This is a genomic window from Knoellia terrae, from assembly GCF_048606435.1.
GTDB lineage: Bacteria > Actinomycetota > Actinomycetes > Actinomycetales > Dermatophilaceae > Knoellia > Knoellia terrae.
Map to the genome: position 1 here is coordinate 217,473 of NZ_JBMBWH010000003.1, position 26,356 is coordinate 243,828.

At 71.8% G+C, this 26,356-nt stretch carries 24 protein-coding genes and 1 tRNA gene; 7 read left to right on the forward strand and 18 right to left on the reverse strand.

The annotated features are described in order from the left end of the window. Positions 1 to 28 precede the first annotated feature (28 nt). A complete protein-coding gene (gene clsA / locus ACOJV9_RS06240; protein ID WP_420184328.1) occupies positions 29 to 631 on the reverse strand; it encodes a cardiolipin synthase ClsA in 603 nt (200 codons plus the stop codon). A 70-nt stretch (positions 632 to 701) separates the two neighbouring features. Between clsA and ACOJV9_RS06245 the strand changes: the two genes are divergently transcribed. The 4 genes from ACOJV9_RS06245 (at position 702) to ACOJV9_RS06260 (ending at position 4,631) form a co-directional block, all read left to right on the forward strand. Then, positions 702 to 1,844: a MalY/PatB family protein gene (locus ACOJV9_RS06245; protein ID WP_420184329.1), complete on the forward strand. Its 1,143-nt coding sequence runs from the start codon at positions 702 to 704 to the stop codon at positions 1,842 to 1,844. After that, positions 1,841 to 3,451 (forward strand): phospholipase D family protein, encoded by a 1,611-nt coding sequence (locus ACOJV9_RS06250; RefSeq protein ID WP_420184330.1) that lies wholly within the window; start codon positions 1,841 to 1,843, stop codon positions 3,449 to 3,451. The genes ACOJV9_RS06245 and ACOJV9_RS06250 overlap by 4 nt, the downstream gene beginning before the upstream one ends. Before the next feature lie 91 nt (positions 3,452 to 3,542). Beyond that, a tRNA-Pro gene (locus ACOJV9_RS06255) sits at positions 3,543 to 3,619 on the forward strand. Positions 3,620 to 3,797: 178 nt separating this feature from the next. Beyond that, a complete protein-coding gene (locus ACOJV9_RS06260; RefSeq protein WP_420184331.1) occupies positions 3,798 to 4,631 on the forward strand; it encodes a phytanoyl-CoA dioxygenase family protein in 834 nt (277 codons plus the stop codon). Between the two features lie 59 nt (positions 4,632 to 4,690). On the opposite strand, the gene ACOJV9_RS06265 is transcribed toward ACOJV9_RS06260, so the two are convergent. The 11 genes from ACOJV9_RS06265 to ald are packed head-to-tail and all read right to left on the reverse strand — an operon-like array spanning position 4,691 to position 15,017. Next, positions 4,691 to 5,458, reverse strand: a complete 768-nt coding sequence (locus tag ACOJV9_RS06265) for an SDR family NAD(P)-dependent oxidoreductase (RefSeq protein WP_420184332.1) — start codon at positions 5,456 to 5,458, stop codon at positions 4,691 to 4,693. Between the two features lie 39 nt (positions 5,459 to 5,497). Then, positions 5,498 to 6,979, reverse strand: coding sequence for a ribosome biogenesis GTPase Der (gene der / locus ACOJV9_RS06270; RefSeq protein WP_474544374.1), 1,482 nt, complete (start codon positions 6,977 to 6,979; stop codon positions 5,498 to 5,500). Positions 6,980 to 7,010: 31 nt separating this feature from the next. Beyond that, positions 7,011 to 7,715 carry a lysophospholipid acyltransferase family protein gene (locus ACOJV9_RS06275; RefSeq protein WP_420184334.1) on the reverse strand — a complete coding sequence of 235 codons (705 nt, stop codon included), beginning with the start codon at positions 7,713 to 7,715 and terminating at the stop codon, positions 7,011 to 7,013. Beyond that, positions 7,712 to 8,428, reverse strand: coding sequence for a (d)CMP kinase (cmk, locus tag ACOJV9_RS06280; protein WP_420184335.1), 717 nt, complete (start codon positions 8,426 to 8,428; stop codon positions 7,712 to 7,714). Before cmk ends, ACOJV9_RS06275 begins: the two co-directional genes overlap by 4 nt. A gap of 23 nt (positions 8,429 to 8,451) precedes the next feature. Then, positions 8,452 to 9,564 (reverse strand): prephenate dehydrogenase, encoded by a 1,113-nt coding sequence (locus ACOJV9_RS06285; RefSeq protein WP_420184336.1) that lies wholly within the window; start codon positions 9,562 to 9,564, stop codon positions 8,452 to 8,454. Further along, on the reverse strand, positions 9,561 to 10,472 hold the full coding sequence (locus tag ACOJV9_RS06290) for a pseudouridine synthase (RefSeq protein ID WP_420184337.1): 912 nt from the start codon (positions 10,470 to 10,472) through the stop codon (positions 9,561 to 9,563). Before ACOJV9_RS06290 ends, ACOJV9_RS06285 begins: the two co-directional genes overlap by 4 nt. Further along, positions 10,469 to 11,116 (reverse strand): SMC-Scp complex subunit ScpB, encoded by a 648-nt coding sequence (gene scpB, locus ACOJV9_RS06295; RefSeq protein WP_420184338.1) that lies wholly within the window; start codon positions 11,114 to 11,116, stop codon positions 10,469 to 10,471. Before scpB ends, ACOJV9_RS06290 begins: the two co-directional genes overlap by 4 nt. Beyond that, positions 11,109 to 11,978, reverse strand: a complete 870-nt coding sequence (locus ACOJV9_RS06300) for a segregation and condensation protein A (protein WP_420184339.1) — start codon at positions 11,976 to 11,978, stop codon at positions 11,109 to 11,111. The genes scpB and ACOJV9_RS06300 overlap by 8 nt, the downstream gene beginning before the upstream one ends. A 4-nt stretch (positions 11,979 to 11,982) precedes the next feature. Next, positions 11,983 to 12,927, reverse strand: a complete 945-nt coding sequence (locus ACOJV9_RS06305) for a ParA family protein (RefSeq protein ID WP_420184340.1) — start codon at positions 12,925 to 12,927, stop codon at positions 11,983 to 11,985. Positions 12,928 to 12,984: 57 nt separating this feature from the next. Beyond that, a complete protein-coding gene (gene xerD / locus ACOJV9_RS06310) occupies positions 12,985 to 13,905 on the reverse strand; it encodes a site-specific tyrosine recombinase XerD (RefSeq protein ID WP_420184470.1) in 921 nt (306 codons plus the stop codon). Beyond that, positions 13,902 to 15,017, reverse strand: coding sequence for an alanine dehydrogenase (gene ald / locus ACOJV9_RS06315; RefSeq protein WP_420184341.1), 1,116 nt, complete (start codon positions 15,015 to 15,017; stop codon positions 13,902 to 13,904). The genes xerD and ald overlap by 4 nt, the downstream gene beginning before the upstream one ends. 57 nt (positions 15,018 to 15,074) lie before the next feature. Here ald and ACOJV9_RS06320 point away from each other — a divergent pair, with 57 nt between their 5' ends. After that, positions 15,075 to 15,686, forward strand: a complete 612-nt coding sequence (locus ACOJV9_RS06320) for a hypothetical protein (RefSeq protein ID WP_420184342.1) — start codon at positions 15,075 to 15,077, stop codon at positions 15,684 to 15,686. On the opposite strand, the gene hisS is transcribed toward ACOJV9_RS06320, so the two are convergent. Both hisS and ACOJV9_RS06330 read right to left on the reverse strand, forming a co-directional pair. Next, on the reverse strand, positions 15,649 to 17,010 hold the full coding sequence (gene hisS / locus ACOJV9_RS06325; protein ID WP_420184343.1) for a histidine--tRNA ligase: 1,362 nt from the start codon (positions 17,008 to 17,010) through the stop codon (positions 15,649 to 15,651). The genes ACOJV9_RS06320 and hisS overlap by 38 nt on opposite strands. Next, entirely contained in the window at positions 17,007 to 17,708 is a 702-nt protein-coding gene (locus tag ACOJV9_RS06330) for an MBL fold metallo-hydrolase (protein ID WP_420184344.1), read from the reverse strand. Before ACOJV9_RS06330 ends, hisS begins: the two co-directional genes overlap by 4 nt. A gap of 57 nt (positions 17,709 to 17,765) precedes the next feature. On the opposite strand from ACOJV9_RS06330, the gene ACOJV9_RS06335 reads away from it, so the two are divergent. Beyond that, complete coding sequence (locus ACOJV9_RS06335; RefSeq protein WP_420184345.1) at positions 17,766 to 18,572, forward strand: peptidylprolyl isomerase; 807 nt, start codon at positions 17,766 to 17,768, stop codon at positions 18,570 to 18,572. Beyond that, the gene (locus ACOJV9_RS06340) at positions 18,569 to 20,149 is read left to right on the forward strand and encodes a DUF349 domain-containing protein (protein WP_420184346.1); all 1,581 of its coding nucleotides are present in this window, start codon (positions 18,569 to 18,571) and stop codon (positions 20,147 to 20,149) included. The genes ACOJV9_RS06335 and ACOJV9_RS06340 overlap by 4 nt, the downstream gene beginning before the upstream one ends. A 300-nt stretch (positions 20,150 to 20,449) precedes the next feature. On the opposite strand, the gene ACOJV9_RS06345 is transcribed toward ACOJV9_RS06340, so the two are convergent. Genes ACOJV9_RS06345 through secD form a run of 4 tightly spaced genes read right to left on the reverse strand, consistent with a single transcriptional unit; the run spans position 20,450 to position 26,348 of the window. Next, positions 20,450 to 22,747 carry a RelA/SpoT family protein gene (locus ACOJV9_RS06345; protein WP_420184347.1) on the reverse strand — a complete coding sequence of 766 codons (2,298 nt, stop codon included), beginning with the start codon at positions 22,745 to 22,747 and terminating at the stop codon, positions 20,450 to 20,452. A 9-nt stretch (positions 22,748 to 22,756) separates the two neighbouring features. Beyond that, complete coding sequence (locus tag ACOJV9_RS06350; RefSeq protein WP_420184348.1) at positions 22,757 to 23,317, reverse strand: adenine phosphoribosyltransferase; 561 nt, start codon at positions 23,315 to 23,317, stop codon at positions 22,757 to 22,759. Between the two features lie 2 nt (positions 23,318 to 23,319). After that, entirely contained in the window at positions 23,320 to 24,525 is a 1,206-nt protein-coding gene (gene secF, locus ACOJV9_RS06355) for a protein translocase subunit SecF (protein ID WP_420184349.1), read from the reverse strand. After that, complete coding sequence (secD, locus tag ACOJV9_RS06360) at positions 24,522 to 26,348, reverse strand: protein translocase subunit SecD (RefSeq protein WP_420184350.1); 1,827 nt, start codon at positions 26,346 to 26,348, stop codon at positions 24,522 to 24,524. The genes secF and secD overlap by 4 nt, the downstream gene beginning before the upstream one ends. Positions 26,349 to 26,356 lie beyond the last annotated feature (8 nt).

Genomic DNA, 26,356 nt, shown 5'->3' on the forward strand with positions numbered 1-26,356 from the left:
CGACGCGGCGGCGTGGTCAGCTGCGGACTCACGGGGCACCCCGGTGGGCGAGCAGGCGACGGAGCTGGACGGCATACAGGATCCCGGCGACCCAGTAGAGGACGATGCCCCACCAGGCGAAGCCCCACCCGACCGGCCGCATGAAGGCGGCGAGCGCACCGTCACCGTCGGCCATGAGCAGGGCGGGGAACGCGTAGAGGAGGTTGAACGTCGCGGCCTTGCCGATGAAGTGCACGGGCAGGCCGGTCCAGCCGTAGCGCTTCGCCACGAGGACGACGACACCCATGAACGCCTCGCGCGCGAAGAGCACGACGACCAGCCACCACGGGATGATGTCGCGCCAGGCGAGCCCGACGAGCGTCGTGACGATGTAGAGGCGGTCGGCGATCGGGTCGAGCAGCTGGCCGACCCGGGAGACCAGGCCGTAGTGGCGGGCGATCTTGCCGTCGAGGTAGTCGGTGATGCCCGACGCCATGAGGAGAACCAGCGCAATGGCGTCGTGCCGCGTCGCGATCGCCCAGATGAACGCGGGGACGCCCAGCAGGCGCAGGGCGGACAGGGCGTTGGGCAGGGTGAGGACGCGGTCGATGGGAGCGCTGTCGGTCCCCCGCACGCTCTCCCCGGCCGTCATGGCTGCAGCCTATTCGCTCGGCTGTCGCTGCCCAGCACGCCCGGCCCGGAGCCGTGTCTACAGTCGGCGCATGAGCACCCCGATCCTCACCGGTGACCCCGACGGCTGGCGCGCGCGCCGCACCGGCGTGAAGTGGGGCCTGTACGCGCCCGACGTGCTGCCGCTCTGGGTCGCCGAGATGGACGCCGAGCCCTGCCGGCCGGTCGTCGACGCCGTGGCGGCGGCCCTCTCGCGCGGTGACACGGGGTACCCGCTGGGCCGCGAGCTCGTCGAGGCGGGACAGGCGTATGCCGCGGACACCTGGGACTGGACCATCGACGCCTCGCGCACGTCGCCGGTCGCGGACGTGATGATCGGCGTGGGCGAGGTGCTGCGCGGCGTCACCGACCCCGGCGGCCCCGTCATCCTCTCCTCGCCCGTCTACAACGCCTTCTTCGACGTCCTCGACATGCTGGACCGGCGCGTCGTGGACGCGCCGCTCACCCCGGGCGGCCGGCTGGACCCGGAGGCGCTCGAGCGCGCGTTCGGCGAGGCGACCGCGGACGGTGAGCGGGCGGCATACGTCCTGTGCAACCCCCAGAACCCCACCGGCACCGTGCACACCGGAGCCGAGCTCGAGACGCTCGCCGAGATCGCGGACCGGCACGGCGTGACCGTGGTCTCCGACGAGATCCACGCACCGATCGTGCACGAGGGCACCTTCACGCCCTACCTCACGGTGGAGGGCGGGCAGCGAGGGGTGAGCCTCCTCTCGCCGTCCAAGGCCTGGAACCTCGCCGGGCTCAAGGCGGCCCTGGTCGTCACGGGCGCCGAGGCGGTGCCCGGGGCGACCCTGCACGAGGTGCACTCCCACGGTGCGAGCCACCTCGGCGAGATCGCCGGCGCCGCGGCCTGGACGGAGGGACGCGGCTGGCTGGAGCAGGTGAGCCGGGAGATCGCCGCGAACCGTGAGCTGCTGGGCCGGCTGCTGGACGAGCAGCTGCCCTCGGTGGGGTACACCGCGCCGGCGGCGACCTACCTCGCCTGGCTCGACTGCCGGGCGCTCGGCCTGGGGGACGACCCGGCCGCGCACTTCCGCGAGAAGGGCCGAGTGGCCTTCTCGTCCGGGCCGTCGTTCGGCACGACCGGACGGGGCCACGTGCGCGTCAACCTCGCGACGTCGCCCGACATCGTCACCGAGGCGGTCGCGCGCATGGCAGGGTCGCTCGGGTGAACCCCGACCTGACCCGATGGCTGCTCACCGCGAGCGAGCGCGACAACCCGCACACCCGGCTGGACGACGCGCACCCCGGGGAGCAGGCATGGAGCACGGGCAACCTCGTGCGGCCCCTCGTCGACGGCGCGACGTACTTCGCCGAGCTGCACGACGTGCTGGAGGCGACCACCGAGGGTGACCTCGTCATGTTCGCCGGGTGGCGGATCGACGGCGACCAGCAGCTCACCGACGACCCGTCGAGCGCCCTGCTCGCCGTCCTCGACCGGGCCGAGAACCGCAGGGTGCACGTCCGTGTCCTCGTCTGGCGCTCGCACACCGAGCAGCTCGACTTCTCCGCCGAGAAGAACCGGGAGGTGGCGGAGGAGCTCGCCGACGAGGACGACGAGCACGCCGAGGTGCTGCTCGACATGAGGGTGCGCCGTGGGGGGTCGCACCACCAGAAGTTCGTCGTCGTGCGCCACCGCGACGACCCCTCGCGCGACATCGCCTTCGTCGGCGGCATCGACGTCGCGCACTCGCGCCGTGACGACTCCGACCACCACGGCGACCCGCAGCGGCAGACGCTCGCCGACGAGTACGGCCCCAGCCCGGGGTGGCACGACGTCCACTGCGCCATCACCGGGCCCGCGGTCGGCGACGTCGAGACGGTCTTCCGGGAGCGCTGGGAGGACCCGGACCCGCTCACACCGGCCTGGCACTCGCGACTGCGTGACCGCCTCAGCCGGGTCAAGCACGAGGCGACGCCTCTGCCGCCCACACGCCCCGCCCCCGAACCCGTCGAGGGCGGCACCCACGTGGTACAGCTGCTCCGCACGTACCCGCACCGCCACTTCGGCCGGGCGTACCCGTTCGCGCCCCGCGGTGAGCGGTCCATCGCCCGGGGCCACCTCAAGGCGATCGCGCAGGCACGCGACCTCATCTACGTCGAGGAGCAGTACCTCTGGTCCTCCTCGGTGACCTCGGCGCTCGCCGACGCCCTGCGCTCGAACCCGTCGCTGCACCTCATCTCGGTCCTCCCCCACCGTCCCGACCTCATGGGCACGGCGGAGCTGCTCCAGCTCGAGGGCCGGTTCGAGGCGATCGCCCAGCTGACCGAGGCGGCACCCGACCGGTTCGCGGCATACGGCATCGAGAACCACGCGGGCTGGCCGGTCTACGTGCACGCCAAGGTGTTCGTCATCGACGACTGGTACGCGACCATCGGCTCCGACAACGTCAACCGGCGCTCCTGGACCCACGACTCCGAGCTGGCCGCGCTCGTGCTCGACGAGGCGGCGACCGACCACTCACCGTTCGCCCGGTCGCTGCGCCTGCGACTGGCCGCCGAGCACCTCGACCGCCCGCTCTGCGGTCCGGAGCACGAGGTCGCCATGGCCGACTGCGTGTCGGCGTCGGGCATGTTCGACGCGTACGCGACGGCCGCCACGTCACTGCAGGAGTGGCGCGATGGCGGGATGCTCGGCCGGCGCCCGGCCGGCCGGCTCCGGCGGGTGCACGAGCCCGACATCGGTCGCGCGCTGCGCCGCGTGCTGGAGGTGCCCCAACGGCTGCTCGGCGACCCCGACGGGAGGCCGTCGGCCCTGCGCCGGCGCCACTCCTACTGACCCGCGGATGGCCCCGCCGAACCGATTCGGTCGCCGCCCATCCCATGGGATAGGGTTTCGTTCGCTCTCACGGTGACGCGGGAGCAAGCCACGGGCTGTGGCGCAGCTTGGTAGCGCACTTGACTGGGGGTCAAGGGGTCGCAGGTTCAAATCCTGTCAGCCCGACCAGTGGTGGTGCACGAAGGAGGCCGTTCCCGGCAGACCCGGGGACGGCCTCCTTCGTGCTCCGGACGGGGGACGCCCCACCGCGCCCCGCCTGCACCGACACGACCTGGGCAGGGTGTTTACATGCGCCGGAGCAGCGCGTACAACGGTCTTTTCCCCGCATAGGTCAAAAGGAGCGCCCATGCCCACCACCACCCCTTCCCTCGACGTCACCTCGGCCGTCCACGCCCTCGAGACGAGCGGGATCACCGGTCTGCCCGGTGCCTTCCCGGTCCCGTGGGTCGACCGGATGCACGAGGACGTCATGACCGCCTTCGCCGAGGCCCGCAGCCGGGACGGGGGCGCCCTGAGCCGGGGCCCTAACCGGTGGTACGTCGAGGTGCACCCGGAACAGCTCAGCGGCTTCGTCGAGCTCGCGACCCACCCGTGGGTCCGCGCGGTGTCCGAGGCGGTGCTCGGCCCGGACTACCAGATCGTGGAGATCGGGTTCGACGTGCCGTTCGCGGGGGCGATGGACCAGCCGTGGCACCGGGACTTCCGCTCGCCCGTGGACACCCACCGGGACCGGCGCCTCACGTCGTTGGCGTTCAACCTCACCACGGTGGACACCACGCCGGAGATGGGCCCGTTCCAGATCGCCCCCGGGACGCAGTACGAAGCCGGTCAGGACTGGGAGCACGGGATGTTCCCCCCGCGTGAGGAGTGGGGGCGGCTGCAGGAGATCTCCGAGCTGCGCATGCCCCGGCGCGGCGACGTCTCGGCCCGCTCCGCCCTGGCCCTGCACCGGGGCACGGCGAACCACAGCGACGTCGCCCGACCCGTGGTCATCCTCGGCGTCGACGCCCCCGGTGACCACGAGGAGCGGCACGACATGGTCGTCACCCAGGCGTTCTGGGACTCCCTCGACGCGGAGCTGCGCCGGCACCTCCACGTGCGCACCGTCGCGGAGCTGGAGCCCCACGAGCAGCGTCACACGATCGAGGGTCTCGTCATGGGGGTGTCCGAGTCGCCCTAGTCGCTGCCGGCCACGTCAGCACCCGGCCGTGCAGCGCCCGGAGGCCCGACAGGTGGTGGTCAGAAGGCGGTGTAGCCGCCGTCGGCGACGAGGACGGACCCCGTGACGAAGGACGAGGCGTCGCTGGCGAGGAACACGATGGCCGGGGCCAGCTCCTCCACCGTGCCGTACCGCTCGAGCGGCGCGTCCTCGATCCAGTGCCGCCGGAAGCGGGGCTCGTCCACCGGTGACATGTCGGTCTTGATGTAGCCCGGCGCGAGCGCGTTGACCCGCACGCCATGGGGTCCCCACTCGGCGGCCAGGCTGCGGGTGAGGTGGTGCACCGCAGCCTTCGACGCGTTGTATGCCGGTTGCCACTGCGGGCGGTTGACGACGAAGCCGGACATGGAGCCGATGTTGACGACGACCCCCGACCGCTGGTCGACGAAGTACCGTCCGAACGTCCGCGCGCACCGCCACACCGCGTCGAGGTTGACGTCCATGACGTGGCGCCAGTCCTCGTCGGTGACCTCGAGCGCCGGCGCGTGGACGCAGGCGCCCGCGTTGTTGATGAGGACGTCCACCCGGCCGAACCGGTCGAGGACCACCTCGAGCATGCGGGTCACGTCGTCGGGGACGGTGACGTCGGCGGCGAGGAAGTCCGCCGTCAGGCCGCGCTCGCGCATGGCGCGGGCCACGACCTCGCCGCGTTCCTCGTCACGCCCGACGAGCAGGACGGAGGCCCCGGCGTCCGCGAGGGCGCCGGCGAACCCCTCGCCGAGTCCCCGGGTCCCACCGGTGACGACCGCGACGCGGCCCTCGAGGCTGAAGCGGTCCATCGTGCTCATGGGTCGGTCCTCGCGTCGGTCGGACGGTGGGGCGAGGGGTCAGCGGCGGGAGCGCTTCTCGCGCACCCTCACCGACACCTCGATCGGGGTGCCCTCGAAGCCGAACTCCTCACGGATGCGGCGCTCGACGAACCGACGGTACCCCGCCTCGATGAAGCCGGACGCGAAGAGCACGAAGCGCGGGGGCCGGGTCGAGGCCTGGGTGGCAAAGAGGATGCGCGGCTGCTTGCCACCGCGCACCGGGTGGGGGTGCCCGGCGACGATCTCGCCGAGGAAGGCGTTGAGCCGCCCGGTGGGGATGCGCGTGTCCCACGACTCGAGGGCGGTGTTGAGGGCCGGTACGAGCCGGTCCATGTGGCGCCCGGTCGACGCCGAGACGTTGACGCGCGGTGCCCACGGGATCTGGACGAGCTCGCGCTCGATCTCGCGCTCGAGGAAGTGGCGGCGCTCCTCGTCGGTGAGGTCCCACTTGTTGTAGGCGATGACGAGCGCGCGCCCGGAGTCGACGACCTGCTGGACGACGCGGATGTCCTGCTCGGTGATCGGGGTGGAGGCGTCGACGAGGACGACGGCCACCTCGGCCTTCTCCAGCGCGGTCTGGGTGCGCAGCGACGCGTAGAAGTCGGCACCCCGGGTCTGGTGGACCCGGCGGCGGATGCCGGCGGTGTCGACGAACCGCCACGTCGTGCCGCCCAGCTCGATGAACTCGTCGACCGGGTCACGGGTCGTGCCCGCGACGTCGTCGACGACGACCCGGTCGGTCCCGGCGAGCTTGTTGAGCATCGAGGACTTGCCGACGTTCGGCCGCCCCAGCAGGGCGACGCGGCGCGGCCCACCCCGCTGGTAGGCACCCACCGCGGACACGTCGGGGAGCACGTCGACGACCGCGTCGAGCACGTCGCCGCTGCCACGTCCGTGCAGCGCCGAGACCGGCCACGGCTGCCCCAGCCCGAGGTTCCACAGCGCCGCGGCGTCGGCCTCGGTGCGCTGGTCGTCAACCTTGTTGGCGACGAGGATGACCGGCTTGCCGGAGCGACGCAGCAGCTTGACCACCGCCGCGTCGTCGTCGGTCGCACCCACGACGGCGTCGACGACGAAGAGGACGGCGTCCGCGAGCTCGACGGCGATCTCGGCCTGCTCGGCGACGCGGAGGTGGATGCCCTTGGCGTCGATGGCCCAGCCACCGGTGTCGACGAGCGTGAAGCGGGTGCCGGTCCACTCGGCGTCGTAGGCGACGCGGTCACGCGTCACCCCGGGCACGTCCTCGACGACGGCCTCGCGGCGGCCGATGATGCGGTTGACGAGCGTGGACTTGCCGACGTTGGGCCGTCCCACGACCGCGACGACCGGCACGGCGCCCTGCGGCTCGTCGTCGTCGGGCGAGTTGTCACCCCGGTCGACGAGCGCGAGGTCCTCGTCGCTGAGCTCGAAGTCTTCCAGGCCGGCGCGCAGGGCGTGCGTGACGGACTCGTCCAGCGACCCGTCGTCGGTCACGGTCTCGTCGGTCTCGGGGGTGTTCATGCGCCCCATTCTCCCCCAGCCGACGTGGTGCTCAGTCCCGGAGGTCGGGCGGCACGTCCGTCGGCAGGGGGATGCCGTGCCGGGCGCTCGCCCCGGCGACGTGCCGCGCCAGGGCGACGCGCAGCTCTTCGGCGGCCCGCTCCACTCGGGCACGACCCGGTGTGCCGGCCCACGCAGAGCGTGGAACCCGCGCCCCCGCCAGCACGACCGGCGTCCCGAAGTCGGCGACGAGCCGGCTGCGGAGCCTCGGCCACGAGTCGGCCAGGGCACCGGTCGCCCGGGTCCCGAGGCAGGCGACCGGCACCACCGGGGCACCGGCCCGGACGGCGAGCCACGCCACCCCCTTCTCGGCGCGGGCGAGGTCGCCCAGGCCGCGACCACCCTCGGGGAAGATGCCCACCACTCCCCCACGCCCGAGGATCCCGAGCGCCGCCGTGAGCCCCTCCCGGGAGCCGGTGCCCTGCTCGAGCGGGACCTGCCCGCTGTGGCGGAGCACCGGACCGATCGCCCGGTCGAACGTCGACGCGAGCACGAGGAAGTGCGCCGGCCGCGGCGACAGCCCGTGCACGACGGCGCCGTCCAGGTAGCCGGTGTGGTTCGCGGCGAGGATCACCGGGCCCGAGGTCGGGACGTGCTCGACACCGTGCGCCTGCGCGGCATACAGCGACCGCACGAGCGTGCGGCTGACGACTCGACCAGCGCTCGCCCGCCACGCGGCGGGCGGCTCCGGGGTCACGGCACGTCGGTGGAGGCGTGCCCGGCGACCGAGGCGACGACCGCGAGGACCGCCTCGACGCTCTCGTCGAAGTCGAGGTCGGAGGTGTCGACGGTGACGACCCCGTCGGCCGCGACGGTGAACTGGGAGACGGCGGAGTCGTCACGGTCGCGTCGCAGCACCTGGTCACGCGTCGCCGCGATGGCCCGCTCGTCCGCGGTGCCGTGCACCTCGGCGGACCGCCGCCGCAGCCGTGCGTCCTCGCTCGCCGTGAGGAGCAGCCGCACCAGCGCGTCGGGAGCCACGACGGTCGTGATGTCGCGGCCCTCGGCGACGACTCCGCCGGTCTCGGCCGTGATGGCGGCCATGCGGTCGCGCTGCGCCTGCTGGAGGATCGGGCGCACGTCGGTGTTGGTGGCGACCTTGGAGACCTCGGCGCTGATGGCGGTGGTGCGGATGTCCGCCGTGACGTCGGTGCCGCCGACGAGGACGCGCTGGTCGTCCGGGTCGGTCGACAGCACCAAGGGCAGCTCCGTGGCGGCGAGGGCCACGGCGGGGTGGTCGGCGAGGTCGATGCCCTGCTCGACGCACCACCACGTGAGCGCCCGGTACATTGCACCGGTGTCGAGGTAGCCGATGCCCAGCCGTCCGGCCACGGCCTTGGAGACGCTCGACTTCCCCGAGCCCGAGGGTCCGTCGATGGCAATGGTGAGCGGTGGCGTCTCGCGGGTCATGGCGGTCAGCCTAGGGCCGGGCCTCAGCCGTGCAGCCGCCACCCACGTTGCTCGAGACCCTCGGCCAGCGCCGCCGCCGAACCCGGGACGACGTCGATCTCCGCGAGGCCGAAGGCCTGCCCGAGCCCGTGGTCGAGGTGGAACTCCTCGATGTTGGTCCCGGTCGCGCCCACGTCGGCGAAGAGCCTGCCGAGCTGTCCCGGCTCGTCCGGGATGAGGACCCGGACCGTCGTGTATGCCGTGGGCGCGGCTCCGTGCTTGCCGGGGATCCGTGCGTGGCCGGCGTTGCCGGCGGCGATCGCCCGGGCCAGCGTTCCGCGGGCTCCGGGGGCGTCGAAGTCCGCGTCGAGGGCGTCGAGCGCGCCGATGACGTCGTCGAGGTCGGTGGCCAGCAGCGCGAGCACGTCCCGCACAGCCGACGCGTTGCCGGACAGAATCTGCGTCCACAGGTGGGGGTCGCTCGCCGCGATGCGGGTGACGTCGCGCAGGCCCTGGCCGGCCAGCGCCACCGAGGAGTCGTCGAGGTGCTCGAGCCGGGCCGCGACGAGGCTGGCGACGAGCTGGGGGACGTGCGAGACGGAGGCGACGGCCGCGTCGTGCTCGGCCGGGTCCAGCGTCAGGACGGCCGCGCCGACGCAGGTCGCGACGGCTCGCACGAGGGCCACCGCCGCCGCGGACGTCTCGGCGGTCGGGCTGAGCACCCAGGCCCGACCGTGGAACAGGTCGTGGCGCCCGGCCACCGCACCGCTGCGCTCCCGCCCGGCCATCGGGTGGGAGCCGCAGTAGCGGCTGAGGTCGGCGCCGCGGGCACGCAGACCGTTGATGACCGCCCCCTTGACGGAGGCCACGTCGGTGACCGACGCCTCGGGCCACCGCTCCAGCGCTGCCGCGACCGTGGCGGCGGTGACGTCGGGAGGTGTGGCGACCACGACGAGCTCGGGAGCAGCAGCGGACGGTGCGTCACCGGCATACGCCACCGACCCGGCACCGAGGTCGCGGGCCAGCGCCGCGTTGGTCGAGGAGATGTCCTCGAGCGTCACGTCGGTGCCTGCACGCACCAGCGCCAGGCCGAGGCTGGTCCCGATGAGACCGGTGCCGACGACGTGGACGCGCGCGGGGACCGAGCCCTGCGTCACATCCCCGCCGCGGAGTAGAGCTCGCCGACCTCGCCCTTGGTGAGCCTGCGGAACTTGCCGGGCTTGGTGTCACCGAGCCGGATCGGGCCGACCTGGGTGCGGACCAGCGAGAGGACGGGGAAGCCGACCTCGGCCAGCATCCGGCGGACGATGTGCTTGCGACCCTCGTGGAGGATGACCTCGACGATCGCCTTGCCCGGCTGGTGGTCGACGACCCGGAACGAGTCGACCGCGACCGGGCCGTCGTCGAGCTCGATGCCCTCGCGCAGCCGCTTGCCGAGGTCACGAGGGACGGGGCCGCGAATCTGGGCGAGGTAGGTCTTGAGCACGCCGTACCTGGGGTGCTGGAGCCGGTGGGCCAGGTCGCCGTCGTTGGTGAGGAGCAGCAGCCCCTCGGTGTCCGCGTCGAGGCGGCCCACGTGGAAGAGCCGCTCCTTGCGGTCCCCGAAGTAGTCACCGATGTCGATGCGGCCGAGGTCGTCGTTCATCGACGTCACGACGTTGAGCGGCTTGTTGAAGGCGAGGTAGACCCGGGACTCGTCCAGGGTGACCCGGACGCCGTCGACGTGGACCACCTGGTCGGCGTTGATCCGGACCCCGAGCTCGGTGACGACGTGACCGTCGACCTCGACGCGGCCGTCGGCGATCATCTGCTCGCAGACCCGGCGCGAGCCAACACCGGCTGCGGCCAGCAGCTTCTGGAGCCGCACGCCGTCCGGGTCGTGCACGTCGACGGTCTCGGCCGGCCGCCGCGTGGGCAGCTGGGTCGGCTGGCTCGCCTTGGTCGTGCCGACACCGCTGGGGCGACGGGCGGGTCCGTCACCCCGGCCACCGGGAGCGCCGCCTCGGCCTCGTCCACCGGACGGCTTCTTCGCGGGTCCGCCGCGTCGGCTGGGGGGCGGTGTCATGACCGACCACTTTCTGCGATCTCGTCGAGCACGTCGACCTCCGGAAGGTAGGGAGCAAGGGCGGGCAGGTCGTCGAGCGACTGCAGGCCGAGCCGCTCGAGGAAGTAGGGGGTGGTGCCGTAGAGGGTGGCGGTCGACTCCTCGTCGGAGCCCCGCTCCTCGATGAGCCCACGGGAGAGGAGGGTGCGGATGACGCCGTCGACGTTGACGCCGCGCACCGCCGCCACCCGGGAGCGTGACACGGGCTGGCGGTAGGCGATGACCGCGAGGGTCTCGAGCGAGGCCTGGGTGAGACGGGCCTGCTGTCCGTCGAGGATGAACTTGCCGACGACGGGTGCGAAGTCGGGCCGGCTGTAGATGCGCCAGCCACCGCCCACCTGCCGGAGGGTGAAGCCCCGCTGCTGGGCGGCGTACCCCTCCTGGAGCTCGGCGAGGGCGGCCTCGACGTCGGGCACCGGGATCTCGAGCGCCGAGGCGAGCGCGAGCTCGGTGACCGGCTCGTCGACGACCATGAGCACCGCCTCGATGGCGCTCGTGCGGCCACCCGGGAACTGGTCGACGTCGAAGGCCAGCTGGTCCTGGGGGACCTCCTCGACGACTCCCTCGTCGGGGAGCTCCGTGGTCGTCACGGACGGGTCAGTCATGGTCAGCCTCTCGCTGATCGGTGGACGGTGGGGCCTCGTCGTCGAACTCGTCGTCGACCTCGATGTCCCCCTCCATGGTGCCCGTCCAACGGACGGTGAGCTCCCCCAGGGCCTCGGCCTGCTCGAAGGTGATCGAGGACTCGCGGAAGAGCTCGAGCAGGGCGAGGAAGCGGGCGACGATGACGAGGGTGTTGTCGGCGTCGCGCACGAGGGTGCGGAAGGACGACACACCCTCGCGGCGGAGGCGCTCGCCGAGGATGGTGGCCTGCTCGCGCACGCTCACCGTGGGGGCGTGGAGGTGGCCGAGCCCGACCGTGTCCGGAACCCTCGGCGCCAGGGCACCGGCGGCGATCATCGCCAGCTGCTCGGGCGTGATCGTCATGACGAGCTCCGGCAGCAGCGCCGCGAACTGCGGCTCGAGCCCCGCCTGGCGTGCGGTCATCCGACCCGCGGCCGTCATCCGCTCGCCGAAGGTGGCGGCGATGTCCTTGAACGCGCGGTACTGGAGCAGCCGGGCGAAGAGGAGGTCGCGCGCCTCGATGAGCGCGAGGTCGTCCTCGTCCTCGGGCCCGACCTGCGGCAGCAGCCGCGCCGCCTTGATGTCGAGCAGCGTCGCCGCGACGAGGAGGAACTCGGACGCCTGCGAGAGGTCCCAGACGTCGCCGCCCTTGGCCTGCTCGGTCCTGATGTGCGAGATGAACTCGTCGGTGACCTTGGCGAGGGCGATCTCGGTGATGTCGAGCTTGTGCTTGGAGATGAGACCGAGGAGGAGGTCGAACGGCCCGGAGAAGACGTCGAGGTGCACCTCGAAGGCCGTCGTCGCCGCCCGTCGGGTGAGAACTCCGCCGGGGGCCTCGGTCATGGTGTCAGGCTGCTCCGCCACGGGCGATGAGCTCCCTGGCCAGCTGGCGGTACGCCCCGGCCCCCTTGTGGGTCGAGTCGTAGGTCGTGATCGGCTCGGCCGCGAGCGAGGCGTCGGGGAACTTCACGGTGCGGCTGATGACGGTGTGGAAGACGCGCTCGCCGAAGTGCTCGACGACGCTGGCCACGACCTCCTTGGAGTGGAGGGTGCGGCTGTCGTACATCGTCGCGAGGATGCCGTCGACCTGCAGACGCGGGTTGAGCCGGTCGGTGATCTTCTCGATGGTCTCGACGAGCAGGGCGACCCCGCGCATCGCGAAGAACTCGCACTCGAGCGGGATGAGCACGCCGTGCGCCGCCGTGAGCGCGTTGACCGTGAGCAGGCCCAGCGAGGGCTGGCAGTCGATGAGGATGACGTCGTAGTCGTCGAGGACCGGGCGGAGCACCCGGGCGAGGATCTGCTCCCGGGCGACCTCGCCGACGAGCTGCACCTCGGCCGCGGAGAGGTCGATGTTGGCCGGGATGACGTCAAGGTTCGCGACCTTGGTCTTCTGGATGACGTCGCGCACGTCGTGACCCCGCTCGGTGAGCAGGTTGTAGACGGTGACGTCGAGCTGGTGCGCCGGGATGCCCAGGCCCACCGAGAGGGCGCCCTGCGGGTCGAAGTCGACGAGGAGCACCCGCCGGCCGTACTCCGCGAGGGTCGCGCCCAGGTTGATGGTCGTCGTCGTCTTGCCGACGCCGCCCTTCTGGTTGCACATGGCGATGACCCGCGCCGGGCCGTGGCTCGCGAGCGGCGGCGGCTCGGGAAAGACGGGGAGCGGACGACCGGTGGGGCCGAGCTGCCCGTTGCCGGCGTTCTCCGTCCCGGGCAGGTGTCCGTGTCGGCTCGCGGTGCTCGTGGGGTCATCCACGGTGGTCACCACGGCGTCGATGTCTGACGAATCCATCTCTCTCCCGGAACTGGCGTGCAGGCGGTCAGCATCCCGCTGATCAGGAGGACCCTATCAGCGGGCCCGAGGGTGGCTCTGCGCCCAGACCTCGCGCAGCTGCTGCACCGTGACGAGCGTGTAGACCTGCGTGGTGGTCACCGACGCGTGCCCCAGGAGCTCCTGCACGACGCGCACGTCGGCGCCCCCCTCCAGCAGGTGGGTGGCGAACGAGTGCCGCAGGGTGTGCGGCGACAGGTGCCCGCCGAGCCCCGCACGGTCGGCGGCAGCACGCAGGATCGTCCAGGCGCTCTGGCGCGACAGCCGGGACCCCCTCTGGTTGAGGAAGATCGCCGGCGTCCCCTTCCCGCGGGTCGAGAACGTGCCCCTCCCCCGCACGAGGTATGCCGTGAGCGCGTCTCGCGCGTACGACCCCAGCGGGACGAGCCGCTGCTTCCCGCCCTTGCCCCGGAGCCGGACGACCCCGGCGTCCACGTCGACGTCGTCGATGTCGAGCCCCACGGCCTCCGAGATGCGGGCGCCGGTTCCGTAGAGCACCTCGAGCAGGGCGGTGTCGCGCAGCGAGGCCGGGGTGTCGCCCACGGCCGCGGCCTCGAGCAGGCGGCCGACCTCGTCGACGGTGATCGCCTTGGGCAGCCGTGACGGCGAGGGCGGTGGGCTGACCGCGGCCGCCGGGTCGGCGTCGACGTCGCCCTCGAGCGCGAGGAACCGGTGCAGCCCACGGACCGCCACGAGGGTGCGCGCCGCGGAGCTGGCCGCCAGCGCCGGATGCTCCTCGCTCCCCTCACGCAGGCGCATGAGGAACTCGGTCACGTGCTGCTCCGTCACCCGTGCGGGGTCGTCGACCCCGACGGAAGCGAGGTATGCCGTCCAGCGGGCGAGGTCTCGCCGGTACGCCGTGAGCGTGTTGGCCGACACCCCCCGCTCGACGTCGAGGTGGGTCAGCCACGCGCGCGCCGAGCGGTCGACCGCGTTCAGGCGAGGACCTCCGCCAGGTCGCGGTGGCCGAGTCCGTGCGCCTCCGCGACGGGCGCGTAGACGACCTCACCGGCGTGGGTGTTGAGGCCCAGCCCCAGCGACCTGTCCGCACGGGACGCGTCCAGCCAGCCCTTCTCGGCCAGCCGGACGGCATACGGGAGGGTGGCGTTGGTGAGGGCCCACGTGCTTGTGTTGGGCACGGAGCCGGGCATGTTCGCGACGCAGTAGAAGATCGAGTCGTGGACCTCGTAGGTCGGGTCGGCGTGCGTGGTCGCGTGCGTGTCCTCGAAGCATCCGCCCTGGTCGACGGCGATGTCGACGAGCACCGAGCCCGGCTTCATCTGCGACACGAGCTCGTTGGACACCAGCGTCGGGGCCTTGGCGCCGGGGACGAGCACGGCCCCGATGACCATGTCGGCCTCCATGACCTGCTGGCGGATCGTCAGCGTCGACGAGGCAAGCCCGTGCACCCGGTTGTTGTAGCGCCAGAAGCTCATCCGCAGCTTGTCCAGGTCGGTGTCGAGGAGCGTGACGTCGGCGCCCATGCCGAGCGCGATGTTGGCGGCGTTCTGGCCGGAGACGCCCGCGCCGATGATGACGACCTTGGCGTTGGCGACGCCGCCTACGCCGCCCATGAGGACGCCCCGGCCGCCCTGCGGCTTCATCAGCGAGTGCGCGCCGACCTGGGGTGCGAGGCACCCGGCGACCTCGGACATCGGGTAGAGCAGCGGGAGCAAGCCCGACGGGAGCTGCACCGTCTCGTAGGCGATGGAGGTCGTCCGCTTGGCGACGAGCTCCTTGGTGAGGCGCTCGTCGGCGGCGAGGTGCAGGTAGGTGAAGAGGGTGAGGTCCTCGCGGAGCCGGTGGTACTCCTCGGCGATGGGCTCCTTGACCTTCATGACCATCTCGGCATCGCCCCACACGTCGTCGGCGCTGTCGACGATCCGGGCGCCCTGCGAGACGAACTCCTCGTCGGGGATCGACGAGCCGAGGCCGGCGCCCTTCTGGATGAGGATCTCGTGGCCGCGGCCCACCAGCTCGTGCACGCCCACGGGCGTGATGCCGACGCGGAACTCGTTGTTCTTGACTTCGCTGGGGATGCCGATGCGCACCGGTGACTCCTTCGTCGTGGGCTGCGGGAGGTGTGCCGCGATGCGAGTCTAGGACCCGTGAAGCTCTATGCAGACCTCCCCGGTCGCCGCCTCGTCCAGATCCTCGCCGACGTCTCCCTGCTCGCGTGGGTCGCGCTGTGGGCGTGGGTCGGCGGGCGCGTCCACGACGTGACGATGGCGCTCGCCGAGCCCGGGCGCCGGCTCGAGAGCGCGGGTTCCGGCTTCCGCGAGACGATGACCGGCGCAGGTGACGGCGTGGACGACCTGCCGATCCTCGAGGACCGGGTCGCCGGGCCCTTCCGTTCGGCTGCCGGGGCGGGCACGGACATCGAGCAGGCGGGCGCCGACCTCGTCGGCGCCGTCGAACGGCTCGCGGTGCTGCTCGGCTGGACCACCGCCCTCGTCCCCATCCTCGTCGTGGGCATCTGGTGGGCTGTCGCGCGTGGCCGCTTCGTGCGGCGGGCGTCGGCGGCGCAGCGCTTCATCGACGCCGACGACGACCTGGACCTCTTCGCGCTGCGCGCCATGGCCAACCAGCCGATGGCCGCCCTGGCCAGGGTCTCGTCGGACCCGAGTGGGGCGTGGCGCCGTGGTGACCGCGAGACGATCCGGGCGTTGGCCCTGCTCGAGCTCAGGGACTCGGGACTGGCGCCCCCACGGTCGGCCTGAGGTCCTCGGCGGGCGGCGACCACGTGGCGGGGTCCGCGTCGACCTGCTCACCCGAGCGGATGTCCTTGACCTGGTGGGCCACGTCGCCCGACCCGGGGAACCAGACGAAGGGGATTCCGCGCCGGTCGGCATACCGGATCTGCTTGCCGAACTTCGCCGCGGTGGGCGCGACCTCGCACGGGATCCCGCGGGCGCGCAGCGCGCGGGCGACCGCGTCGGAGTGCGGGCGTGACTCCTCCTCGACTACGGCGACGAGCACAGCGGCGGGAGTGGCCCGCGAGGCGGTGACGAGGCCCTGCGACAGGAGCAGGCCGAGCAGGCGCGAGACGCCGATCGAGATGCCGACGCCCGGGTAGGTCGTCCTGCCGTCGCTGGCGAGCGCGTCGTAGCGGCCGCCCGAGCAGAACGAGCCCCACGACTCGTGGCCCTCGAGCTGGGTCTCGTAGACGGTGCCGGTGTAGTAGTCGAGGCCGCGGGCGATCTTGAGGTCGGCGACCATGGCGCCGGGCGCGTTCTCGAGCCCGGCGCGGATGACGGCGGCCAAGGCGTCGAGGCCCTCGTCGAGGGTGGGGTGCTCGACGCCGAGCGCGCGCACCTCGTCGACGAACGACAGGTCCTCGGTGCGGATCGCCGCCAGCGCCAGGCACTGCTCCGCCTGCTGCGCGGTGCGCCCGGCCTCCTGCAGGAGCGTCGCGACCTTGGCCGGCCCGATCTTGTCGAGCTTGTCGACGATGCGCAGGGTCCCCTGGATCTCCGCGGGGTCCTCGACCCCGATCCCGATGCCCCGGTAGAAGCCCTCGGGGATCTTGCGGTTGTTGACCTGGATCGTCATGCGTCCGATCGGCAGCTTCGCGAAGACCTCGGCGATGACGAGCGGCATCTCGGCCTCGAAGTGGGCGCTGAGCTTCCCGACGTCGACGACGTCGATGTCGGCCTGGGTGAACTCGCGGTAGCGGCCCTCCTGGGGGCGCTCGCCGCGCCACACCTTCTGGATCTGGTAGCGGCGGTAGGGGAAGGTCAGCCTGCCGGCGTTCTCGAGGACGAAGCGCGCGAACGGCACGGTGAGGTCGAAGTGCAGACCGAGGGCCACGTCGCGGGACGGGTTCTCGACGCTCTCCTCGGCGAGGCGCGTGACCCCGTAGATCTCCTTGTCGGCGTCGCCGCCCTTGCCTAGGAGCCGCTCCACCGGCTCGACGGCTCGCGTCTCGAGCGAGGTGAACCCGTGCAGCTCGAAGGTCTCGCGGATGACGTCGAGGAAGTGCTGCTCCACGATCCTCTCGACCGGGAGGTACTCGGGGAACCCGCTCAGCTTGGTGACCTTCACGCGCCCAATCCTTGCAGGTAGGGGTTGGTGCCCCGTTCACGCCGCATCGTCGTCGCCGGGCCGTGGCCGGGAAGGACGAGGGTGGAGTCGGGAAGCGGAAGGACGACATCGCGCAGCGACCGCTGCATCGCGTCACCGTCACCGCCGGGCAGGTCGGTGCGCCCGATCGACCCGGCGAAGAGGACGTCGCCCGTGACCATCGTGCGGTCGAGCTCCTCGGGTGCGCGGACCCCCTCGGGCAGCCGGTCGAGCCCGAACATCACCGAGCCCTCGGTGTGACCCGGCGCGTGCAGCACGTCGACCTCCAGACCGGCGAGGGTGAGCCGCTCCCGGTCACGGACCTCGACGACCGTGCTGGGCTCCTGCCACGTCGCCACCCGGCCGAACTGCTGCTCGAGCATCTCGACGAGCCCGGGGCTGGCCGACCCGAGCGGGTCGGTGAGGCGGTAGCGGTCGTCGGAGTGGATGTATGCCGCGGTGTCGCCCCCGCAGACCGGCGTCACCGAGTAGACGTGGTCGACGTGCCCGTGGGTGAGCAGGACCGCGGCCGGCTTGAGGCGGTGCTCGGTGAGGACCTCGCGCAGCGTCTCCTCGACGCCGATGCCCGGGTCCACGACGAGGCACTCCTCCCCCTCGGCGGCAGCGATGACGTAGCAGTTGGTCGCGAAGGCCGCGGCGGGGAAGGCGATGGTCAGCACGGCGCCCAACCCTAGTCGGGTGCGCGGAGCACACGTCCGCTCCCTAGACTGCCCCGCGTGACGAAGAAGCAGGAGCGCGACCGCGCTCGCCGCCGGTGGGAGAAGCAGCAGAGGATCCAGGCGCAGCGTGCCGAGAGGCGTGAGCGCACCAAGCGACTTGTCGCGATCCTCGGGACCGGGATCGTCGTCGCCGGTCTCGTCGCCGGCCTGGCGGTGGCGCTGAAGCCGGAGCCCGAGGCCGAGACGCCGACCGCCTCGAAGACGACCGCGGCCGGGTGCGAGCAGCCGCCGCAGCCGCTGGGCACCGCCGCGAAGCTCGAGCTCCCCGACAAGGCGACGGCCAAGGCCACGACCTGGACCGCCACGCTCACCACGAACTGCGGCGACATCGTCCTCGAGCTCGACGGTGCCAAGGCGCCGCAGGCGGTCGCCTCGTTCATCCAGCTCGCACGGGCCGACTACTGGCTCAACTCCCCCTGCCAGCGGCTCGGTGTCGGCGAGGGCTTCAAGCTGCTGCAGTGCGGGGACCCGACGGGCACCGGGCAGGGCAACCCCGGCTACGGGTTCGGCGTCGAGAACGCGCCCGCGAACGGGACCTATCCCCGGGGCACGGTCGCCATGGCCCGCACCCAGGACCCGGCGAAGGGCAACGGAGGCCAGTTCTTCCTCGTCAACGGGGACACGAAGCTTCCCGACGCGACGGGGTACACGATCTTCGGCACGATCACCCAGGGTTTGGATATCGTCGACAAGGTCGCCGCAGCGGGTGTCGAGCCCGGCGGCGAGTCGGAGACCATCGGTGCCCCCAAGGCACCCATCAGCATCCTTCGGGTTGCCGTGACAGAGAAGAAGGCACAGCCGTGAGCGACGAGACGACGAGCAGCACCAGCGGGACCGAGTCCGTGGAGGTGCCCGCCGAGGAGTCCGCGGCAACGCCGGCCGAGGTCGTCGAGGAGTCGACGGTCCCCTCCGACGAGCCCGCCCCGGCCGCGCCCGCCGACGAGGTGTCCGCTCCGGCCGAGGCCGAGGCGCCCGCAGACGAGGCGCCGGCAGCACCTGCCGAGGAACCCGCGGCCGCGGCCCCGTCGCCCGCCGTCCCGCGTCCGCCGGTCCCCTCCCCCGCCGCGCTCGCCTCCCGGATGGCCGCTCGCCCGGCACCGCCGGTCGCGGCCCCGGTGCACGAGCACTCCGACTCCGCCCGTTTCGGTCGCGTCGACGACGAGGGCCACGTCTTCGTCACGGTCGGCGAGGAGGAGCGCGAGGTCGGCTCCTACCCCGGCGCCACGCCGGAGGACGCGCTGCAGTACTTCGCCCGCAAGTACGACGAGATTGCCGCCTCCGCCGACCTGCTCCAGCAGCGGCTGGCGAACGCCGACGTGCCCGCCAAGGAGATCGCCGACGGCCTCTCGACGCTCAAGGAGCACGTCGCCGAGGCCAAGGTCGTCGGAGACCTTGCGGCGCTCGACGCCACGGTCGCCGCCATCGAGTCCGGTCTCGCCACCAAGCGCGAGACCGAGCAGGCCGCCCGAGCCCAGGCGCGCGCCGCGGCCGCTGCCCAGCGAGAGGCGATCGTCGCCGAGGCCGAGGCCATCGCGGGGCAGGACCCGGAGCACACCCAGTGGAAGCAGAGCGGCGAGCGGATGCGTGCCCTCCTCGACCAGTGGAAGAGCCACCAGCGCTCCGGCGCCAAGCTCGACAAGCCCACCGAGACCTCGCTGTGGCAGCGCTTCAGCCACGCGCGCAACCACTTCGACAAGGGCCGTCGCACCTACTTCGCGCAGCTCGACTCCTCGCGCGCCGAGGCTCGCTCGGCCAAGGAGTCACTCGTGCGCGAGGCCGAGGCCCTCTCTGCCAGCAAGGACTGGGGCCCGACCGCACGCGCCTTCAAGAACCTCATGGACCAGTGGCGCCAGGCCGGCCGGGCCTCGCGCACCGAGGACGACGCCCTGTGGGAGCGCTTCAAGGCCGCCCAGGACGCGTTCTTCAACGCCAAGGACGAGGTCTCGGCCGCCGAGGAGGAGGAGTTCCGGGCCAACCTCGCGGTCAAGGAGGCGCTCATGATGGAGGCCGAGAAGATCCTTCCCGTGACCGACCTCGAGTCGGCGAAGTCCCAGCTCCGCGTGATCCAGGACAAGTGGGACGCCGCGGGCAAGGTGCCGCGTGCCGACATCGAGCGCACCGAGAAGGTGATGCGTCGCGTCGAGACCGCCGTGCGCGAGGTCGAGGACAAGAAGTGGAAGTCCTCGAACCCCGAGGTCGCCGCTCGTGCCAACTCGATGGTGACCCAGCTTCGCTCCTCCATTGAGACGATCGAGGCCGACCTCGCCAAGGCCACCGCCTCCGGCAACGAGAGGAAGGTCAAGGACCTCACCGCCCGCCTCGAGTCCCAGCAGGTCTGGCTCAGGCAGGCCGAGGCCGCAGGCGACGAGTTCGGCGCCTGACGCCGCTGGGTGTCGGCGATCCGGGGTCCTGGGTGGGGCCAGTGGCACCGGATCCCCGACACCCACCGCCGGTCCAACCGGTGCGGGCCCCGCGGACATGCACAGCGCCCGTGCACGCATCCCGGCGTGCGCACCGGTGCCGCCCCTGCAGCTCAGTGCATGTCCGACGGCCTCGGATCATCGACTGACGCGCCCGGCGCCCGGCGCCGGCCATCCCCCGACGTATTGCCCATTCCGGTCACTCCGCAGTCTCCACGACCCGGGCAGGTGACCGGAATGGGCAATAAGTCGGACCGTGGGTCAGGTCTGGGTGACGCGGTAGGCGTCGAAGACGCCTCCGACCCCTCGCACGCTGCGGATGACGTGGTCGAGGTGGCTCGGGTCACCCATCTCGAAGGTGAACTTCAGGCCGGCCACGCGGTCGCGTGAGGTGTGCACCGTCGCGCTGAGGATGTTGACGCCGCTCTCGGAGAGGACCCGGGTGACGTCCGACAGCAGCGCCGACCGGTCGAGCGCCTCGACCTGGAGCTGCACGAGGAAGATGCTGTTGGCCGTCGGCGCCCACTCGACCGCGATGATCTTGTCGTCCTGGCGCAGCAGCGACTCGGCGTTGGTGCAGTCGCGCCGGTGGACCGAGACGCCCGCCCCGCGCGTGACGAACCCGATGATGTCGTCGCCCGGCACCGGGGTGCAGCAGCGCGCGAGCTTGACCCAGACGTCCGACATGTCCGTGACGACCACGCCCGGGTCGCCGGCGCGGCGGCGACGGTTCGACACCGGGCGCGGCATCGTCGTCTCGGCGAGGTCCTCGCTCGACTCCTCGCCGCCCTGGGCGGCGAGCAGGCGCGCCACGACGTGCTGGGCGCTGACGTGGCCCTCGCCGATCGCGGCGTACAGCGCGTCGATCCCCCCGAGACGGAGCTCCTCGGCGACACCGGTCAGGGACTCGACCGAGGACAGGCGGGCGACCGGCAGGGTCCGCTTGCGCATCGCCTTGACGAGCGACTCCTTGCCGTTGTCGATCATCTCCTCGCGGCGCTCGCGGGTGAACCAGTGACGGATCTTGTTGCGCGCACGCGCGGACTTCACGAAGCCGAGCCAGTCGCGTGACGGTCCGGCGCCGTCCGCCTTGGAGGTGAGTACCTCGACGGTGTCGCCGTTGTCGAGACGCGACTCCAGCGGCACGAGGCGGCCGTTCACCCGGGCACCGATGGTGCGGTGACCGACCTCGGTGTGCACGGCATACGCGAAGTCGACGGGGGTGGAGCCCGCGGGCAGGCCGACGAGCTGGCCCTTGGGGGTGAAGACGTAGACCTCGCTCGCGTTGATCTCGAAGCGGAGCGACTCGAGGAACTCGCCGGGGTCGGCGGTCTCGTTCTGCCAGTCGAGCAGCTGGCGCAGCCACGCCATGTCGTTGGCGCCGGTGTGGCTCGTCGACGGCGCCTCGGGGGCCGCAGCGCCGTCCTTCTCCTTGTACTTCCAGTGCGCGGCGACGCCGTACTCGGCGCGGCGGTGCATCGTGTGCGTGCGGATCTGGATCTCGACCGGCTTGCCCTCCGGGCCGATGACCGTCGTGTGCAGCGACTGGTACATGTTGAACTTCGGCGTCGCGATGTAGTCCTTGAAGCGACCCGGCACGGGCGTCCAGCGGGCGTGCATCGCGCCGAGGGCGGCGTAGCAGTCGCGCACGGTGTCGACGAGGACGCGCACCGCGACGAGGTCGTAGATCTGCTCGAAGTCCCGGCCGCCGACGATCATCTTCTGGTAGACGGAGTAGTAGTGCTTCGGGCGCCCGGTGACGGTCGCCTTGAGCTTGGCGGCGCGCAGGTCTCCCTCGACGCTCTCGCGCACGGTCGCGAGGTACTCCTCACGGGCCGGGGCACGCTCGGCCACGAGACGCACGATCTCGTCGTAGACCTTGGGGTAGAGCGTCTGGAACGAGAGGTCCTCGAGCTCCCACTTGATCGTGTTCATGCCTAGCCGGTGGGCCAGCGGGGCGTAGATCTCGAGCGTCTCGCGGGCCTTGCGCTGGGCCGACTCGCGCGAGACGTAGCGCCAGGTGCGCGCATTGTGGAGCCGGTCGGCGAGCTTGATGACGAGGACGCGGATGTCGCGGGCCATCGCCACGACCATCTTGCGGACGGTCTCGGCCTGCGCCGCCTGGCCGTAGGTGACCTTGTCGAGCTTGGTGACGCCGTCGACGAGCATGGCGATCTCGGCGCCGAAGTCCTTCTCGAGCTGGGTGAGGTTGTAGTCGGTGTCCTCGACCGTGTCGTGCAGCAGCGCCGCCGCGAGCGTCGGCGGGGTCATGCCCAGCTCGGCCAGGATGGTCGTCACGGCGAGCGGGTGGGTGATGTAGGCGTCGCCGCTCTTGCGCATCTGGCCCTCGTGGGCGCGCTCGGCGACCTCGTAGGCCCGCTCGATGACGGAGACGTCGGACTTCGGGTGGGTCAGCCGGACGGAGGTCAGCAGCGGCTCGAGCACGGGGTGGGCCGAGGGCCGCGCGCCACCGAAGCGGGCGAGGCGGGCACGCGCCCGGGCGCGGTTGGAGCCTGACGCCCCACTGCGCACCGGGATCGGCGTGGTCTCCTCTGCCATGGAGCGAGTCTAGGCGTCCGTCTCGCCGCCGACGACGTGCAGGGCGTGGACCGCGCGCTCCCCCATGGCCGCCCGTCCACCGAGGAAGGCCAGCTCGACGATGGTGGCGAGCTCGAGGACCTCGGCCCCGCATTCGGTGAGCAGGTCCCAGGCGGCGATCGCGGTGCCCCCCGTCGCGAGGACGTCGTCGACGAGCAGCACGCGCTGCCCCGGTGTCACGGCGTCGGAGTGGATCTCGATCGTCGCGGTGCCGTACTCGAGGTCGTAGCTCCGCTGCACCGTCTCGCCGGGCAGCTTGCCGACCTTGCGGACCGGGACGAAGCCCACGCCCAGCTCGTGCGCCAGGGCGGCACCGATGATGAAGCCTCGCGCCTCCACGCCGGCGACGGCGTCCACCCGACCAGGAGTGTGCGTATGCCGTGCCGCCAGCGCGCGGACCACCTCACCGAACGCGTTCCCGTCACCGAGGAGCGGCGTGATGTCCTTGAACACCACGCCGGCCCTCGGAAAGTCGGGGACGTCGCGAAGGCGGCCGGCGACGAGCCCGGAGATCGCGTCGAGGTCGCTCACGGCTACTTGCGTCGTGACTTCGGGGGGCGCTTGGGCTGGTTCCGAGGACCGGCCTGCGCGTACTTGTGCACCTGCCGGCCGGTGATCGTCGCGGAGTCCTCCGACCGCGCCATCGGGCCGGACGCGGCGAGGACGCCGTCGCGCTCGGGGTCCTCGACGAGCCCGTCGGGGTCGACGGCCGTCGCACCGGTGCCTGTGCCCGCGCCAGCGGTGGCTCGGCTCTCCTTGTCACGCTTGACCTGCGACCGGGCCGACCGCTTGTCCAGCTCGACGACCGCGGCGTCCTTGGCGCGCAGGCTCACGAGGAGCGGCGTGGCGAGGAAGATCGAGGAGTAGGCGCCGACGAGGATGCCGATGAAGAGGACGAGGGCGAGGTCGAGCAGCGTGCCGGGACCGAGGAAGATCGCGCCGACGACGAGCACGGCGAGGATCGGCAGGATGCCGATGACCGTGGTGTTGATCGACCGGACGAGGGTCTGGTTGACGGCGAGGTTGGCCGCCTTCGCGAAGCTCATCCGCCCGTTGGCGAACGCCTCGTTGGTGTTCTCGCGCACCTTGTCGAAGACGACGACCGTGTCGTAGATCGAGTACCCGAGGACGGTGAGGAAGCCGATCATCGTCGCCGGGGAGACCTCGAACTTGCTGAACGAGTAGATGCCGACGGTGATGACGAGGTCGTGCACCAGCGCGATCAGCGCGGCCAGGGCCATCTTCCAGTTGCGGAAGTAGATCGCCAGGACGGCGGCCACGAGCACGATGAAGATGACGAGGGCGCGCAACGCCTGCTTGGTGACCGAGTCACCCCACGACGGGCCGATGAAGGTCGCGCTGACGTTCTCCTCGGGCACCGAGAAGCTCTCGGCGAGCTCCGTGCGGACCCGGGCGCTCTCGGCGTCGTCGAGTCGCTCGGTCTGCACGCGGACCGTGCCGGCGCCGAGCTTGGAGACGCGCACGCCCTGGGAGTCGTCCGCGGCACCGAGGGCCTCGCGGGCCGTGGCCTCGTAGTCGCTCGGCACCGACGTGCTCGTCACCCGGAACTCGGAGCCACCGGAGAACTCGAGGCCGAGGTTGAGCTTGTTGATGGCCAGGCCGGACACGGCGATGGCCATGAGGATCAGCGAGACGAGGTAGAACCTCGCGCGCCTGCGGACGACCGGGATCGATTGCTTGCCGGTGTAGAGGTCGTTCCCGAGGTCGGAGAACTTCACGACGGGCTCCCTTCGCCGCCCGCGACACGGGGCGGTCTCGTCGTGACCCGGCCGCGGCCGGCATACGAGGTCTTCTTGACGGCACCGAGCTTCTGCGGGTCCAGACCCGACCACCGGTGACCGTCACGGAAGAACGGCAGTCGCGCGAGCAGCGTGACGAGGGGGTGGGTGAACAGGAAGACGATGAGGATGTCGAGCAGGGTCGTGAGGCCGAGGGTGAACGCGAAGCCGCGCACGCTCGAGCTCGCGAGGACGTAGAGGACGATCGCCGCGAGGAAGTTGACGCCGTCGGCGATGAGGATCGTGCGCTTGGCGCGGTTCCACCCGGTGGCGACGGCGCTCTCGAGGGAGCGGCCCTCACGCAGCTCGTCCCGGATGCGTTCGAAGTAGACGATGAACGAGTCCGCGGTGAAGCCGATGGCGACGATGAGGCCGGTGACGCCGGCCATGTCGAGGCGGTAGTTGTGCGACCAGCCGAGGATGGTGATGGCGAGGTAGGTGAGCAGTCCGGCGGCGACGATGGAGGCGACGGTGACGAGGCCGAGCATCCGGTACTGGGCGAGCGAGTACAGGACGACGAGGAGCAGGCCGACGAGCCCGGCGTAGAGGCCGTAGCGGAGCTGCTCGCTGCCCAGGGTCGGGCTGATCTGCTCGCGGGTCTGCAGGTCGAAGGAGATCGGCAGGGCACCGAACTTCAGCTGCTGGGCCAGGTCGCGGGCCTCGTCGATGGTGAAGCCACCGGTGATGCTCGCGTTGCCGTCGAGGATCGCCTCGTTGAAGCTCGGCGCGACGATGACGCGGGAGTCGAGGGTGGCGGCCAGCTGGTTCTGCGGCTGCTGCAGGACGACCATCTTCTTGGAGACGTCGGCGTACTGCTCGGCGCCCTCGTCGTTGAGGTTGAGCTGGATCTCGACGCGGCTGGTCTGCTGGCCGTTGGGGCCGACCTGGTAGCCGGCGGTGGCGTCGCTGATCTTGTCGCCGGAGACGACGACCGGACCGAGGATGTACTTGGCGGCGCCGTCCGCGTCGCACGTGACCATGGGCTTGGAGTCGTCGTCGACGAGGTCGTCGAGCGCACCGTCCTCGGCACAGTTGAGCGCGGTGAACTGGGCGGTCAGCTCCGGGGTGATCTGCTCGAGGCTGAGCGGGTCACCGGCGGCCGGAGTCGAGGCGGAGCCGCTCGGGCTCGGGCTGGGGCTGGGGCTGGGCGCGGCTGAGGGGCTGGCCGACGGCGTCGCCGACGGCGAGGGGCTCGTGGTGCCGGTTGTCAGGGCACCGGGGATGGCGGAGTTGTTGGTCGCCGACGGGCTGGCCGGGTTCGCCGACGGCACGCTGGCGGACGGCGACGCACTCGGCGTCGCGGTGCCGCTGGCTCCGGGGCTGGCCGGCGCGCTCGGGGACGGGCTGGCCGACCCGGTCGGAGCGGGCTGGGGGGAGCCGGCCGCGATGGCGAGCACCGGCCGGAACTGGAGCTGCGAGGAGCGACGGATCGCGTCCTCGGTGCTCTTGCTCGGGGTGCCCGGCATGCTGACGACGATGTTGCGGCCACCCTGCGTGGTGACCTCGGCGCCGGCGACGCCACCGGCGTCGACGCGCTGGACGATGATGTCGCGAGCCTGCGCGATCTGCTCCGGCGAGACCTCGCGGTTCCCGGTGACGCGAGGCTCGAGGATGATCTGGGTGCCACCCTCGAGGTCGAGGCCGAGCTTGGGGGCGTAGCTGCCGTCGCCGAACTGGTTCGAGCCGACGAGCAGACCCATGAGCGCCAGCGCGAGGACGGCCATGCCGGCCAGCGCGCGGCGGGCGAAAGTGGTGTGGCTCATCTGCGCCA